The 12,498-nt window shown below is 68.6% G+C and carries 14 protein-coding genes, 1 pseudogene and 1 riboswitch; of the genes and pseudogenes, 12 read left to right on the top strand and 3 right to left on the bottom strand.

The features are described from left to right. Positions 1-26: 26 nt before the first annotated feature. The 3 genes and pseudogenes from WIX39_RS04225 (at position 27) to WIX39_RS04215 (ending at position 1,526) form a co-directional block, all read left to right on the top strand. The gene (locus WIX39_RS04225; protein ID WP_081269786.1) at positions 27-488 is read left to right on the top strand and encodes a Crp/Fnr family transcriptional regulator; all 462 of its coding nucleotides are present in this window, start codon (positions 27-29) and stop codon (positions 486-488) included. A gap of 99 nt (positions 489-587) precedes the next feature. Continuing rightward, positions 588-635, top strand: a pseudogene (locus WIX39_RS04220) (hypothetical protein); the annotation flags it as partial. A 219-nt stretch (positions 636-854) separates the two neighbouring features. Next, positions 855-1,526, top strand: a complete 672-nt coding sequence (locus WIX39_RS04215) for a hypothetical protein (RefSeq protein ID WP_409196373.1) — start codon at positions 855-857, stop codon at positions 1,524-1,526. Positions 1,527-1,546: 20 nt separating this feature from the next. Here the strand turns inward: WIX39_RS04215 and WIX39_RS04210 are convergent, their stop codons facing one another. After that, entirely contained in the window at positions 1,547-3,532 is a 1,986-nt protein-coding gene (locus tag WIX39_RS04210) for a monovalent cation:proton antiporter family protein (protein WP_106936293.1), read from the bottom strand. A gap of 90 nt (positions 3,533-3,622) precedes the next feature. Here WIX39_RS04210 and WIX39_RS04205 point away from each other — a divergent pair, with 90 nt between their 5' ends. From WIX39_RS04205 to WIX39_RS04190, 4 genes are read left to right on the top strand one after another with little or no spacing between them, the layout of a single operon-like run. After that, entirely contained in the window at positions 3,623-4,624 is a 1,002-nt protein-coding gene (locus WIX39_RS04205; RefSeq protein WP_081269789.1) for a KpsF/GutQ family sugar-phosphate isomerase, read from the top strand. Further along, positions 4,624-5,172, top strand: a complete 549-nt coding sequence (locus tag WIX39_RS04200; protein WP_106936294.1) for a KdsC family phosphatase — start codon at positions 4,624-4,626, stop codon at positions 5,170-5,172. Before WIX39_RS04205 ends, WIX39_RS04200 begins: the two co-directional genes overlap by 1 nt. Further along, a complete protein-coding gene (gene lptC, locus WIX39_RS04195) occupies positions 5,169-5,831 on the top strand; it encodes an LPS export ABC transporter periplasmic protein LptC (protein ID WP_172839906.1) in 663 nt (220 codons plus the stop codon). The genes WIX39_RS04200 and lptC overlap by 4 nt, the downstream gene beginning before the upstream one ends. A 30-nt stretch (positions 5,832-5,861) precedes the next feature. Further along, a complete protein-coding gene (locus tag WIX39_RS04190) occupies positions 5,862-6,647 on the top strand; it encodes an SDR family oxidoreductase (protein ID WP_106936295.1) in 786 nt (261 codons plus the stop codon). Between the two features lie 83 nt (positions 6,648-6,730). On the opposite strand, the gene WIX39_RS04185 is transcribed toward WIX39_RS04190, so the two are convergent. Next, entirely contained in the window at positions 6,731-7,270 is a 540-nt protein-coding gene (locus WIX39_RS04185) for an RNA recognition motif domain-containing protein (protein WP_106936296.1), read from the bottom strand. Positions 7,271-7,529: 259 nt separating this feature from the next. Beyond that, a riboswitch (yybP-ykoY riboswitch) is annotated at positions 7,530-7,708 on the top strand. Positions 7,709-7,726: 18 nt separating this feature from the next. Between WIX39_RS04185 and WIX39_RS04180 the strand changes: the two genes are divergently transcribed. The 4 genes from WIX39_RS04180 to WIX39_RS04165 all read left to right on the top strand — a co-directional run bounded on the left by WIX39_RS04180 (position 7,727) and on the right by WIX39_RS04165 (position 10,987). Then, positions 7,727-8,290, top strand: a complete 564-nt coding sequence (locus WIX39_RS04180; protein WP_081267861.1) for a TMEM165/GDT1 family protein — start codon at positions 7,727-7,729, stop codon at positions 8,288-8,290. A 229-nt stretch (positions 8,291-8,519) separates the two neighbouring features. Then, positions 8,520-9,767: a homoserine O-succinyltransferase MetX gene (gene metX / locus WIX39_RS04175; protein ID WP_409194572.1), complete on the top strand. Its 1,248-nt coding sequence runs from the start codon at positions 8,520-8,522 to the stop codon at positions 9,765-9,767. Beyond that, positions 9,764-10,354 carry a methionine biosynthesis protein MetW gene (gene metW, locus WIX39_RS04170; RefSeq protein ID WP_081267859.1) on the top strand — a complete coding sequence of 197 codons (591 nt, stop codon included), beginning with the start codon at positions 9,764-9,766 and terminating at the stop codon, positions 10,352-10,354. Before metX ends, metW begins: the two co-directional genes overlap by 4 nt. A 45-nt stretch (positions 10,355-10,399) precedes the next feature. Next, complete coding sequence (locus tag WIX39_RS04165) at positions 10,400-10,987, top strand: IMPACT family protein (protein WP_081267858.1); 588 nt, start codon at positions 10,400-10,402, stop codon at positions 10,985-10,987. On the opposite strand, the gene WIX39_RS04160 is transcribed toward WIX39_RS04165, so the two are convergent. Beyond that, positions 10,932-11,852, bottom strand: a complete 921-nt coding sequence (locus tag WIX39_RS04160) for an ion transporter (protein ID WP_081267857.1) — start codon at positions 11,850-11,852, stop codon at positions 10,932-10,934. The two genes, WIX39_RS04165 and WIX39_RS04160, sit on opposite strands and share 56 nt — an antisense overlap. Before the next feature lie 112 nt (positions 11,853-11,964). Here WIX39_RS04160 and WIX39_RS04155 point away from each other — a divergent pair, with 112 nt between their 5' ends. Next, complete coding sequence (locus WIX39_RS04155) at positions 11,965-12,465, top strand: bactofilin family protein (protein ID WP_106936297.1); 501 nt, start codon at positions 11,965-11,967, stop codon at positions 12,463-12,465. The last annotated feature ends 33 nt before the right edge of the window (positions 12,466-12,498 follow it).

The following is a 12,498-nucleotide window of genomic DNA, read 5'->3' as shown; positions in this document are numbered from 1 at the left end:
GGACCGATGCGGGGGTTGAGAAAAGCATGTCCATCCAGAATCTGAGCCGCGCCATCGCGGAGAACATGAGCACCGACGCTTTTGCGTTGACGTTCAGCGTCCAGCAATGGGAAACGCTGGCCGGCTACCTGCAGCCCATCGAGACCGCCGTCGGCGACGTGCTGATCGAGCAGGGAACGCCGGACCGCTCGGTGTTCTTCATCGAGAGCGGCGCCATCAGCGTGCACCGCGTCAGCAGCAAGGAGCAGATGCGGCTCGCCGTGCTCACGCCGGGGTCCGTGGTGGGCGAAGGCTCGTTCTTCTCGCGCCTGCCGCACTCCGCCAACGTGGTGGTCACCGGCGCGGGCCGCGTTTGGCGGCTCAACGCGATCCGCTTCGCCGAGATGTCGAACCGCCAGCCCAACCTGGCGCTGGAAATCGCGATGGCGCTGGGCGCGGTGATCGCCAAGCGCATGGCGCACCGCTCCAAGCGCGTCGCCGTGACCTGAGGCCCCGGCGGCCTCTTCGCCAGACTTCCCTTCCAGATGCGGGCGTGCCCGCCAACAGCCCTTTTCGTTCCGGTTCCCGAGAGTAGTCAGTAGTACGCCATGGCCTTGATCTGTCCGGTCTGCAGCACGGAAAACCGTGACGGCGCGAATTTCTGCCGGAGCTGCGGTGCCACGCTGTCCGGCAAGGCCGCGAGGATTCCCCCGCCGCCGAGCCCGGAGCGCGAGTGGGCGACCACCGCTCCGGCCCAGCTGCGCGCACCGACCATACCCGCGCCGCTCTCCGATCCGCGCGAGGCCGAGCCCGGGCGTTCGTTCTTCGGAGGATCGCCCACCCCGCCACCGTCGGACGACCAGGAGACGGTGGTCATGGTCTACGACGACCCCCCACCGCCGCCGCCCGCGCCATCGTCGGGCTTCGAGACGGCGCGGCCGGAAAAGGCCGAGCGCAAGCGCACCCGGGTCAAGGTCCGGCGGCCGGTCGAGCGGCCGCCCCGCAAGCGGGTCATCCTGCTGTGGCTCGGGCTGCTGGCGGTGGCGGTACTGATGATGGTCGCGGGCTGGTACGGCTACGGAACCAGCAAGGCGCCCGCGGCGGTCACCGATCCCGGACCGGCGGCATCGGCACCGCCCGTCGAGCCCGCGACGCCTCCAGCCGAGCCGGCACCACCCACGGCGCAGGCGCCGGCCGCGCCGCAGCCTTCGGCGGCCGAGGCACCTCCCGTCGCCGAAGCCGCACCGCCTGCGGCAAGCACCAGGCCCGCCGCCCGGCCACGAAAGCAGGCGACCGTTGCGGCGCCCGCGCCCGGCGCCGCCGAGACTCCGGCGCCGGCCGTCGCGGCAGCCCCGCCGCCACCGGCACCCGCCCCTCCCGCCCCCGAGCCCCTGGCCCAGTGCGGCGACCGCAACTTCATCGCGCGGGCGCAGTGCATGGCCGCGCAGTGCCTCAAGGCCGAGTACAAGGCCCATTCGCAATGCGAGGCGGTGCGCCGCCAGCAGCGCATCGACGAAGAAAAACGCAACCCGACGCTGATCAATTGAGCTGAGCGGCCCCGGCCGCCTCAGCCCTTCTGCAGCCGCTCGATCGCCACGGCCAGCGCGGTCGGCTTGCCGGACAGCACCAGCGTGTCGCCGTCGGTCAGCACCGTGTCGCCGGCCGGCGTGCGCGGCTGGCCGTCATGGCGGCGAACGCTCGCGACGCGCACGCCCAGCGTCGGCAGCGCCAGCTGCTCCAGCGTCTGGCCGACGGCGCGGGCGCCGGCGTTCAGGGTGAAGCTGTTGAGCCGTTCGTGGTCGACCTCGTCGGCCTTGTCGTCGTCGGCGCCGTGGAAGTAGCCGCGCAGCAGGTTGTAGCGCGCGTCGCGCTGGTCCTGCACCACGCGGATCACGCGCCGCATCGGCACGCCGACCAGCGCCAGCGCATGGCTCGCGAGCATCAGCGAACCCTCGATGGCTTCGGGCACCACCTCGGTGGCGCCGGCGGCCTGCAGCTTCTCGAGGTCGTGGTCGTCCTGCGTGCGCACGATCACCGGCACGTGGGCGGCGTGGGCGCGCGTGTTGGCCAGCACCTTCATGGCGCCCGGCACGTCGAGGTAGGTGACCACCACCGCGCTGGCGCGTGCCAGGCCGGCGGCCATCAGCGCCTGCAGCCGCGCCGCGTCGCCGAACACCACCGAGTCGCCGGCGGCGGCGGCCTGGCGCACGCGGTCGGGGTCGAGGTCGAGCGCCATGTACGGGATGCCTTCGCGCTCCAGGATGCGCGCCAGGTTCTGGCCGCAGCGCCCGTAGCCGCAGATGATCACGTGCTGCGCCGTGTTGATGGTCTTGCGCGCGATGCTCGTCATCTGCAGCGACTGCTGCAGCCAGTCGCTGGCCACCAGCTTCCGCACGATGGCGTTGCTGTACATGATGATGAAAGGCGTCGCCAGCATCGACAGCACCATCGACGCCAGCACCGGATTGGCCAGCCACGACGGCAGCAGGCTGCGCTCCTGCGCCAGCGTCAGCAGCACGAAGCCGAATTCGCCGGCCTGCGCGAGGTAAAGGCCGGTGCGCAGCGACACGCCCGAGGTGGCCCCGAGCACCCTTGCCAGCACCGTCACCAGCCCGAGCTTGAACCCCAGCGGCACAAGCAGCAGCACACCCACCAGCATCCAGCGCTCGACCACGATGTGCCAGTCGAGCGACATGCCCACGGTGATGAAGAACAGCCCCAGCAGCACGTCGTGGAAGGGGCGGATGTCGGTCTCGACCTGGTGCTTGTATTCGGTTTCCGACACCAGCATGCCCGCGATGAACGCGCCCAGCGCCAGGCTCAGGCCGGCCAGCTCGGTGAGCCAGGCGAGCCCCAGCGTCACCAGCAGCACGTTCAGGATGAACAGCTCCTCGCTGCGCCGCCGCGCCACCAGCGTGAGCCACCAGCGCATGACGCGCGGGCCGCCGTAGAGCAGCACGCCGATCAGGAAGGTGGCCTTCAGCAGCGCGAGGCCGAGCGCCTTGGCCAGGGCCTCGGGCGGCGCGCCCAGCGCGGGGATCAGCACCAGCAGCGGCACCACCGCCAGGTCCTGGAACAGCAGCACGCCCATCACGCGCTTGCCGTGTTCGCTCTCGAGCTCCAGCCGCTCGGCCATCAGCTTGACGACGATGGCGGTGCTGCTCATGGTGAGCGCGCCCGACAGCGCCAGCGCGGTCTGCCAGCCGAGCTGCCATGACGGCGGCAGCAGCCGCGCGATCAGCAGCGCGCCGGCCGTGGCGATGGCCATCGTCAGCAGCACCTGCAGCAGGCCGAGCCCGAACACGTGCTTTCGCATCGCGCGCAGCTTGGGCAGGCTGAATTCCAGCCCGATCACGAACATCAGGAACACGACGCCGAATTCGCCCAGGTGCCGGATGCCTTCGGAGTTCTGCGCCAGCGCGAACGCATGCGGGCCGATCAGCACGCCGGCAGACAGGTAGCCCAGCATCGGGGGCAGCTTCAGGGAGCGGCAGGCCACCACGCCGATCACCGCGGCAAGCAGGTACAACAGCGTGAGATCGAACGAAGACATAGGCGCCGATGCTAGAGCAATGTCCGTGCCCCGGGCTTCGCCGGGGCGTGCACGTATATCCCCGGATTGGCCGCCCCGTAAAATCTGCCGATGAGCTCCCGTCCCGTCCCGGCCCCCGTGGTCGACCCCGAAGCGATCCTCTCCCGGGCACGCATCACTTTCGACATCGAAGCCGAAGCCGTCTCCGGCCTGAAGGCCCGCGTCGGGCCGAGCTTCGTCGACGCCGTGCGCAAGATCCTCGAAGTGCGCGGCCGCGTGGTCGTCATGGGCATGGGCAAGAGCGGCCACGTCGGCCGCAAGATCGCCGCCACCCTCGCCTCCACCGGCACGCCCGCGATGTTCGTGCACCCGGCCGAGGCCAGCCACGGCGACCTCGGCATGATCAAGTCGGTCGACTTGGTGCTGGCCATCTCCAACAGCGGCGAAGTCGACGAGCTCACCGTCATCCTGCCGGTCGTCAAGCGCCAGGGCGTGCCCCTGATCGCCATGACCGGCCGCCCCGAGTCCACGCTTGCGCGCCATGCCGACATCGTGATCGACGCCGGCGTCTCCAAGGAAGCCTGCCCGCTCAACCTCGCCCCCACCGCGAGCACCACCGCCCAGATGGCGATGGGCGACGCGCTGGCCGTGGCGCTGCTCGACGCGCGCGGCTTCGGCTCCGAAGACTTCGCGCGCTCGCATCCGGGCGGCGCGCTCGGGCGCAAACTGCTCACCCACGTGAGCGACGTCATGCGCTCCGGCGACGAGGTGCCGCGCGTGCCGCCGTCGGCCACCATCAGCGAGCTGATGCGCGCGATGAGCATCAAGGGCTTCGGCGCCGCCGCGGTGGTCGAGCCCGACGGCCGGGCCTCGGGCATCTTCACCGACGGCGACCTGCGCCGCCTGATCGAAGCCGGCGCCGACCTGCGCAGCCCCAAGGCGGCCGAGGTGATGCACCACAACCCGCGCACCATCCGCGTCGACGCGCTGGCCGTCGAAGCCGCCGAGCTCATGGAGCAATGCGGCATCACCCGGCTGTTCGTGATCGACGGCGCGGGCGTGGTCGTGGGTGCGATCAACACCAACGACCTGATGCGCGCGAAGGTCATCTGATGGCGCTCGAGTTCCAGGCCGAGACCCTGCTCGCCGCGCAGGACGTGCGCATCGTTTTCTTCGACATCGACGGCGTCCTGACCGACGGCGGCGTGTACTTCACCGAGCACGGCGAAACGCTCAAGCGCTTCAGCATCCTCGACGGCTACGGCCTCAAGCTGCTGCGCAAGGCGGGCATCGTGCCCGCGGTGATCACCGGGCGCGATTCCAAGCCGCTGCGCGTGCGGCTCGAGGCGCTGGGCATCGAGCATGTGCGCTACGGCACCGAAGACAAGCTGCCCGCCGCGCAAGCCATGCTCGGCCAGCTGGGCTTCACGTGGGCACAGGCCGCGGCCATCGGCGACGACTGGCCCGACCTGCCGGTGCTCACGCGCGTGGGTTTCGCGGCGGCGCCGGCCAATGCGCATGCCGAGGTGCGCGGCGTTGCCCGCTACGTCACCAAGGCGCGCGGCGGCGAAGGCGCGGCGCGCGAGTTCTGCGACCTGCTTCTCACGGCCTGCGGCCAGTACCGCGCCATGCTCGACGCTGCCCGGGGCCCGAACACATGAACAACGTGAAAAGCGCATGGGGCCTGGTGCGCGGTGTCCTCGACCGCGCCACCATCTACCTGCCGATCATCCTGACGGCGGCCGTCGCGCTCGGCACCTACTGGCTGGTGCGCAATGCGCCCAAGCTGCTCGAGCCCACCGCCAAGGCCGCGCCCACGCATGAACCCGACTACTTCATGCGCGACTTCGTCATCAAGAACTTCCTGCCGAACGGCGACCTGCGCAGCGAGCTGTACGGCGCCGAAGGCCGGCACTACCCCGACACCGACACCATCGAGGTCGACAAGGTGCGCATGCGCTCCATCTCGCCCGAGGGGCTGGTGACGCGCTCCACCGCCAACCGCGGGCTGTCGAATTCGGACGGCAGCGAGCTGCAGCTGTTCGGCAACGCCATCGTCATCCGCGACCCGTCGGTGGGTCCCGACGGCAAGCCCACGCCGCGCCTGGAGTTCCGCGGCGAGTTCCTGCACGCCTTCGTCGACACCGAGCGTGTCACGTCGAACCAGCCGGTCACGCTGATCCGCGACAAGGACCAGTTCACGGGCGACACGCTCGACTACGACAACTTGAGCGGCGTCGCCAACCTCAAGGGCCGGGTGCGCGGCGTGCTGATTCCGTCGGCGGCCGCTGCCGCTCCCGCGCCTGCCAAGAAGCGCTGACAACAAGAAGACCGCGAAAGAAGATCACGCATGACCACCTCGGCCCCGCTCGTCTTCATCACCGGCGCGTCGAGCGGTATCGGCCAGGCCTTGGCCGCGAGCTTCCACGACGCGGGCTACAGGCTGGCGCTGGTGGCCCGGCGCACGGCGGAGATCGAGGCCTGGGCAAAGTCGCGCGGTCTGGGCGCGGACGGCTACCGGGTCTACAAGGCCGACGTGGCGCAGACCGACAGCATCGTGGCCGCCGGCAATGACTGCATCGCGCAGCAGGGGTTGCCCGACGTGGTGATCGCCAACGCGGGCATCAGCATCGGCATCGACACCGCGGAGCGCGCCGACCTCGACGTGCTTTCGCAGACCTTCGCCACCAACAACGTCGGGCTGGCGGCGACCTTCCATCCGTTCGTGCGGGCGATGGTGCAGCGCGGCAGCGGCCGGCTGGTCGGCATCGGCAGCGTTGCATCCATCCGCGGCCTGCCCGGCCACGGGGCCTACTGCGCAAGCAAGGCCGGCGTGGTCGCGTACTGCGAGAGCCTGCGCGGAGAGCTGCACAACAGCGGCGTGAAGGTGGTCACCCTCTGCCCCGGCTATATCGACACGCCGCTGACGCAGGGCAACCGCTACGGCATGCCCTTCCTCATGAAGGCCGAAGACTTTGCCGCCCAGGCGCTGCGTGCCATCGAGTCGGGCACGAGCTACCGCGTCATTCCGTGGCAGATGGGCGTGGTCGCCAAGATCATGCGCATGCTGCCGAATGCCGTGCTCGACCGCGCGGTACAGGGGCGCGGCCGCAAGAAGCGAAGCGGCGAGGCCTGAACCGGCGCGAGGAAAAGCGAGCGGCCAAAGAAAAAGGCTCCGGAAGGAGCCTTTTGTCTTTTCTGTGCGTCGAGGTGCAGGACTCAGTAGCCGCTGTTGCCGCCGCCGTAGCCACCGCCACCACCGCTGCGACCACCGCCGCCACCGCCACGGGGGCCGGCGCCGTAGGGGCTGCGGAAACCGCCGTCGCCACCACCGCCGCCGCCGCCGCCACTGCGGCCACCGCCGCCGTAGCCGCCGCCACCGCCGGAGCGGCCACCGCCGCCACCACCGTAGCCGCCACCACCGCCGCCGCCGTAGCCACCGCCACCACCGCCGCCATAACCACCACCGCCGCCGCCGTAGCCGCCGCCACCGCTACGGGGGGGGCGTGCTTCCATGGGACGTGCTTCGTTGACGACGACGCTGCGGCCGCCCAGGGGCTGGCCGTTCATGCCGTTGATGGCGGCCTGTGCTTCCGCGTCACTGCCCATCTCGACGAAGCCGAAGCCCTTCGAGCGGCCGGTGTCGCGCTCCATCATGACCTTGGCGCTGGTCACTGCGCCGAACTGGCCGAAGGCCTGTTCGAGATCACCGTCGCGCACCGAGTAAGGCAGGTTGCCGACGTACAGTTTGTTGCCCATCAAGGGACTCCTATAAACACATCAAGAAAAGCGATGGAGTCCCGAAAGCATCACTCAAACGAGAGCGTCGAGTCGCGCGAAACTGACCGATCACCGAACTGCCTCCCCACCAAAATGAAGTGGGAGGCTCGTGCATTATGGGTGAAATATCCGAAAAGCAAGCAGGAATTTGCTTCTTGAGGTAGCGCCTGTGAAAACAATCAAAAGCTAGCGCCCGCTTACAAGATCGGGTTAGGCCCTTGGCGCTACAGGTAGAATCTCGCCCGTCATTGGGGAGTAGCCGCCTTCCGATCTGCGAGAGGGGCCCGCGTCAACAGACTTGTCCTGCCCCACAGGACATGGCGCGTGCAGTGAGAAAACACCTGGCGAGACCTTTGACCGTGCAACTTCGGGAATATGGCCGAAGGTGTTGCACGGTCAATTGCGTCCTTCGGCCAAGAAACCCCACGTTCAAAAATGGAAGCTTTTCTCGTTGCAACCGGCGTCGTCGCGCTCGCCGAAATGGGCGACAAGACCCAACTATTGGCCCTGCTGCTCGCAGCCCGTTTCAGGAAACCCTGGCCGATCGTCCTCGGCATCTTCGCCGCCACCATCATCAATCACGCCCTGGCGGGTGCCGTGGGGAACTACATCACGCGCTGGCTCGGACCCGAGGTGCTGCGCTGGATTCTTGGTGGCTCGTTCATCGCGATGGCGGTGTGGATGCTGATTCCCGACAAGCTCGACGAAGACGATGCCCCGGGCGTGTCCAAGTTCGGCGTCTTCGGCACCACCGTGATCGCGTTCTTCCTCGCCGAGATGGGCGACAAGACCCAGATCGCCACCGTCATGCTGGCCGCCCGCTTCACGCAGGACTACTTCTGGGTGGTCGCCGGTACCACGCTGGGCATGATGCTGGCCAACGCGCCGGTGGTGTGGCTGGGCGACAAGATCGTTCGCCGCGTGCCGATCAAGCTCGTGCACGGCATCTCGGCCGCGATCTTCCTGGTGCTGGGCGTGATCATGATCATCGGCTGGTAAGAAAAAAAGAAAAAGGCGGGAGCCCTTCCAGAAACACCGCAGAACCGGCTTCGCCGGGCCGCAGGTGTTGCCCCCGAAGGGGGTTGGCGAAGCGACACGCAGTGCGCGCAGCCTGGGGGATATACTCGCGCTGCGCCGATTTGCTTCAGCTTGCGGGCGCTTTATAAATCCAGCTAAAGACAGGCGCGGCAGACCCGGCTCGTTTTTGGCGAGGCCGGGTTTTTCATTCATGTCGTCGTCACCTCCCTTGGTCGTCACTTCGCAGTCGATGCAGTTCGCGGGCCCGCTGGCCCTGCGCAGCGGCGCATCGATCAGCGACTACACGCTCGCCTACGAAACCTACGGCACCCTGAACGCCGATCGCAGCAACGCGGTGCTGGTGTGCCATGCGCTCAATGCCTCGCACCATGTGGCGGGCGTCTACCAGGGCCAGGCCCGTTCCGAAGGCTGGTGGGACAACATGGTGGGCCCGGGCAAGCCGGTGGACACCGACCGCTTCTTCGTGATCGGCGTCAACAACCTCGGCTCCTGCTTCGGCTCGACCGGCCCGATGCACGTCAACCCCGCCACCGGCCGCGTCTACGGCGCCGACTTCCCGGTGGTCACGGTCGAGGACTGGGTCGACGCGCAGGCCGCGCTGCTCGACGCGCTCGGCATCGAGACGCTCGCCGCCGTCATGGGCGGCAGCCTCGGCGGCATGCAGGCGCTGTCGTGGACCTTGCAGTACCCCGGTCGCGTGCGCCACGCCGTGGTGGTGGCCAGCGCGCCCAACCTCACGGCCGAGAACATCGCCTTCAACGAGGTTGCGCGCCGCGCCATCGTCACCGACCCCGACTTCCACGGCGGCCACTTCTACGAGCACGGCGTGGTGCCCAAGCGCGGCCTGCGCATCGCTCGGATGATCGGCCACATCACCTACCTCAGCGACGACGTGATGAACGCGAAGTTCGGCCGCATCCTGCGCAGCGCCGTCGAAGGCGAGGCCGCGGGGCTCGACTACCGCTACTCCACGCAGGACGTCGAGTTCCAGATCGAAAGCTACCTGCGCTACCAGGGCGACAAGTTCAGCGAGTACTTCGACGCCAACACCTACCTGCTCATCACCCGCGCGCTCGACTACTTCGACCCCGCGCGCAGCCACGGCGGCAAGCTCAGCACCGCGTTCGCCGACGCCACGGCCAAGTTCCTGCTCGTGAGCTTCAAGACCGACTGGCGCTTCTCGCCCGCGCGCAGCCGCGAACTCGTGAAGGCGCTGCTCGACAACCGCCGCAACGTGAGCTATGCCGAGATCGACGCGCCGCACGGCCACGACGCCTTCCTGCTCGACGACGTGCGCTACATGGGCGTGGTGCGCTCGTACTTCGAGCGCGTCGCCAAGGAGACGAGCGCCGCCGGGCCGCCCCAAGGCGCGGGCCCCCTGAAGGGGGTTGGCGCAGCACGCGAAGCGGCAAGCCTGGGGGGGAGTACCACTGCATGAGCGACCTCGAACATCAACGACTGATCGCGCAATTGGTGCCCCAGGGCTCGCGCGTGCTCGACCTCGGCTGCGGCGACGGCGCCCTGCTCGACCTGTTGCAGCGCGAGCGCGGCTGCACCGGCTACGGCGTGGAAATTGCCGACGGCAACGTGCTGCAGTGCGTGCGCCGCGGCGTCGACGTGATCCAGCTCAACCTCGACGAAGGCCTGTCGATGTTCGACGACGCCTCCTTCGACGTGGTGCTGCAGATCGACACGCTGCAGCACCTGCGCAATGCCGAGGTGATGCTGCGCGAGACCGCGCGCGTGGGGCGCATCGGCATCGTCGCCTTTCCCAACTTCGCGCACTGGCCCAACCGCCTGAGCGTGGCGCGCGGCCGCATGCCGGTGACGCGCCGCCTGCCCTACCAGTGGTACGACACGCCCAACATCCGCGTCGGCACCTTCAAGGACTTCGAGGTGCTGGCCGGCAAGAACAACCTGCGCGTGCTCGACGCCTTCGGCCTGCAGGACGGCCGCGACGTGCGCTGGCTGCCCAATGCGCGCGCCGGCACGGCGGTCTTCAAGTTCGAGCGCGGCGGCGGCTGAGCCCCTGATGCCCCTGATGCCCGTAATGGACGTGGACCGCAACGCATGAGCTTCACGCTGGCGCAGCCGGTTCACAGCGAACTGCTCATCAAGAAAAGCCGCTTCATCGGCTGCGTGCAGCCGGTGGCCGACCGCGCGGCCGCGCTGGCCGTGGTGGCGTCATTGCGCGCGGAGCATCCCGCTGCAGCGCACGTGTGCTGGGCCTTGATGGCCGGCGGCCAGTCGGCCGCGAACGACGACGGCGAGCCCGGCGGCACCGCGGGACGGCCGATGCTGGAGGTGCTGCGCCACCAGCAGGTCGAAGGCGCGCTGGCAACCGTGGTGCGCTATTTCGGCGGCGTGAAGCTCGGTGCCGGCGGCCTCGTGCGGGCCTATACCGATGCGGTGGCGCAGGCCCTGCTCGGCGCCACGCTCGTGCCGCTGCTGCGCCAGCGCAGCCTGCGGTGCATCGTGCCCTATGCGCTCGAAGGGCTGGTGCGGCGCGAACTCGCCTCGGCCGGCGCGGTGCTCGAGAGCGTGCAGCACGGCGACGACGTGCGCTTCGCCTTCGCGCTACCCGAACCCGACGCCGATGCGTTCATCGCCCGCCTCGGCGATGCTGCGCAAGGGCGCGTCGCCTGGCCGACGGAGTAACCCGCTTCGCCGGCACCGCGGGCACGGATTCCGGCGCCGTCATCGCAAGAACACCGCGCTGCGCCACGGGCACGGGCACGGCTTCGTCGTTCGGCCCGCGCCGCGCCATCTCGGCCGTCACGATGCCCGTGGGCACCGCCAGCACGCCCCAGCCCAGCAGCATCATCACCGAGGCGATCGCGCGGCCCAGGTCGGTCTTGGGCACGAGGTCGCCGAAGCCCACGGTGGCCATCGTCGAGATGGCCCAGTAGATGGCCACCGGGATGCTCGTGAACCCGTGCTGGGGCCCTTCGACCACGTACATCAGCGTGCCCATCACCAGCACCACCAGCATCACGAAGCCCACGAACACCGTGATCTTGCGCCGGCTCGACGCCACGGCCATCACCAGCGCGCGGTACTCCACCGAGTAGCGCGACAGCTTGAAGATGCGGAACACGCGCAGTAGGCGCAGGATGCGCACGTCGATCAGGTAGGCCAGCTCGGGCGCCAGGGCCACCAGGAAGGTCGGCAGCAGCGCCAGCAGGTCGATCACGCCGTAGAAGCTCAGCGCATAGCGCAGCGGCTTGTTCACGCAGCACAGCCGCGCGATGTACTCCAGCGTGAACAGGATGGTGAACACCCATTCGAGCGCGTTGAACAGCGGGCGCCAGTGCTCGCGGATCGACTGCACGCTGTCCAGGATGACCACCAGCACGCTGGTGACGATGACAGCGATCAGCGCAAGGTCGAACCACAGCCCCGCGCGCGTGTCGGCCTCGAAGATCACCGTGAACAGCGTGCGCCGCCAGCCGTGAGACGGCTTGTCGAACCGCAAGTCGGTGGCGGCGGGTGTGGAGAGGGCTTCGAGAGTCGGGCGGGTCATGAGGGCATTGTCGTGTCGCGGACGACTTATTCAGTTACGCTTCTTGCGCAATGAAGTGCCGCATGCCGTGAGTGCGTTCTTACGATAGTCCCCTTTCTTGAGGAGCTCCCCATTGGCTACACAGTCCCCCTTCTTCGGCAAGCGTGACCGAGACAACGATTCGCTGACTTCCCGCCCCGCTCCGCTCGTCGGCGCAGCCACCAACCTCTCCGGTTCCCCTGTGAATCCCTCGTCGCTGACCGCGCAGCAAGGCGGCCTCAATGCAGCGGCGGCCCCCGTCGCCAAGGAAGGCGGAAGCAAGCTCACCGTCGGCCCCAACATCAAGCTCAAGGGCGTCGAGATCACCGATTGCGACACGCTCGTGGTCGAAGGCCTGGTGGAAGCCACCATGGATTCGCGCCTGATGCAGATCGCCGAACAGGGCGAGTTCAAGGGCTCGGCCGAAATAGACATCGCCGAAATCCGCGGCGTGTTCGACGGCAACCTCACCGTGCGCGAGAAGCTCGTCATCCACTCCACCGGCAAGGTCACCGGCAAGATCCGCTACGGCAAGATCGTGATCGAAGAAGGCGGCCAGCTGTCGGGCGAGATCAGCTTCGGCGCCAAGGGCTGACGCAGTCTCTGGTTCATCCCGCGCCGCCCGGCT

Origin of the sequence: Variovorax sp. AB1(2024), assembly GCF_037482385.2 — a bacterium.
GTDB lineage: Bacteria > Pseudomonadota > Gammaproteobacteria > Burkholderiales > Burkholderiaceae_C > Variovorax.
This window is presented reverse-complemented; position numbering and strand designations above follow the sequence as displayed.

Coding starts and splice junctions, on each gene's coding strand:
- WIX39_RS04205 (WP_081269789.1), top strand. CDS start 3,623: ATGAGCTCCCGTCCCGTCCCGGCCCCCGTGGTCGACCCCGAAGCGATC.
- WIX39_RS04210 (WP_106936293.1), bottom strand. CDS start 3,532: ATGTCTTCGTTCGATCTCACGCTGTTGTACCTGCTTGCCGCGGTGATC.
- lptC (WP_172839906.1), top strand. CDS start 5,169: ATGAACAACGTGAAAAGCGCATGGGGCCTGGTGCGCGGTGTCCTCGAC.
- WIX39_RS04200 (WP_106936294.1), top strand. CDS start 4,624: ATGGCGCTCGAGTTCCAGGCCGAGACCCTGCTCGCCGCGCAGGACGTG.
- WIX39_RS04225 (WP_081269786.1), top strand. CDS start 27: ATGTCCATCCAGAATCTGAGCCGCGCCATCGCGGAGAACATGAGCACC.
- WIX39_RS04160 (WP_081267857.1), bottom strand. CDS start 11,852: ATGACCCGCCCGACTCTCGAAGCCCTCTCCACACCCGCCGCCACCGAC.
- metX (WP_409194572.1), top strand. CDS start 8,520: ATGTCGTCGTCACCTCCCTTGGTCGTCACTTCGCAGTCGATGCAGTTC.
- WIX39_RS04165 (WP_081267858.1), top strand. CDS start 10,400: ATGAGCTTCACGCTGGCGCAGCCGGTTCACAGCGAACTGCTCATCAAG.
- WIX39_RS04180 (WP_081267861.1), top strand. CDS start 7,727: ATGGAAGCTTTTCTCGTTGCAACCGGCGTCGTCGCGCTCGCCGAAATG.
- WIX39_RS04190 (WP_106936295.1), top strand. CDS start 5,862: ATGACCACCTCGGCCCCGCTCGTCTTCATCACCGGCGCGTCGAGCGGT.
- metW (WP_081267859.1), top strand. CDS start 9,764: ATGAGCGACCTCGAACATCAACGACTGATCGCGCAATTGGTGCCCCAG.
- WIX39_RS04185 (WP_106936296.1), bottom strand. CDS start 7,270: ATGGGCAACAAACTGTACGTCGGCAACCTGCCTTACTCGGTGCGCGAC.
- WIX39_RS04215 (WP_409196373.1), top strand. CDS start 855: ATGGTCTACGACGACCCCCCACCGCCGCCGCCCGCGCCATCGTCGGGC.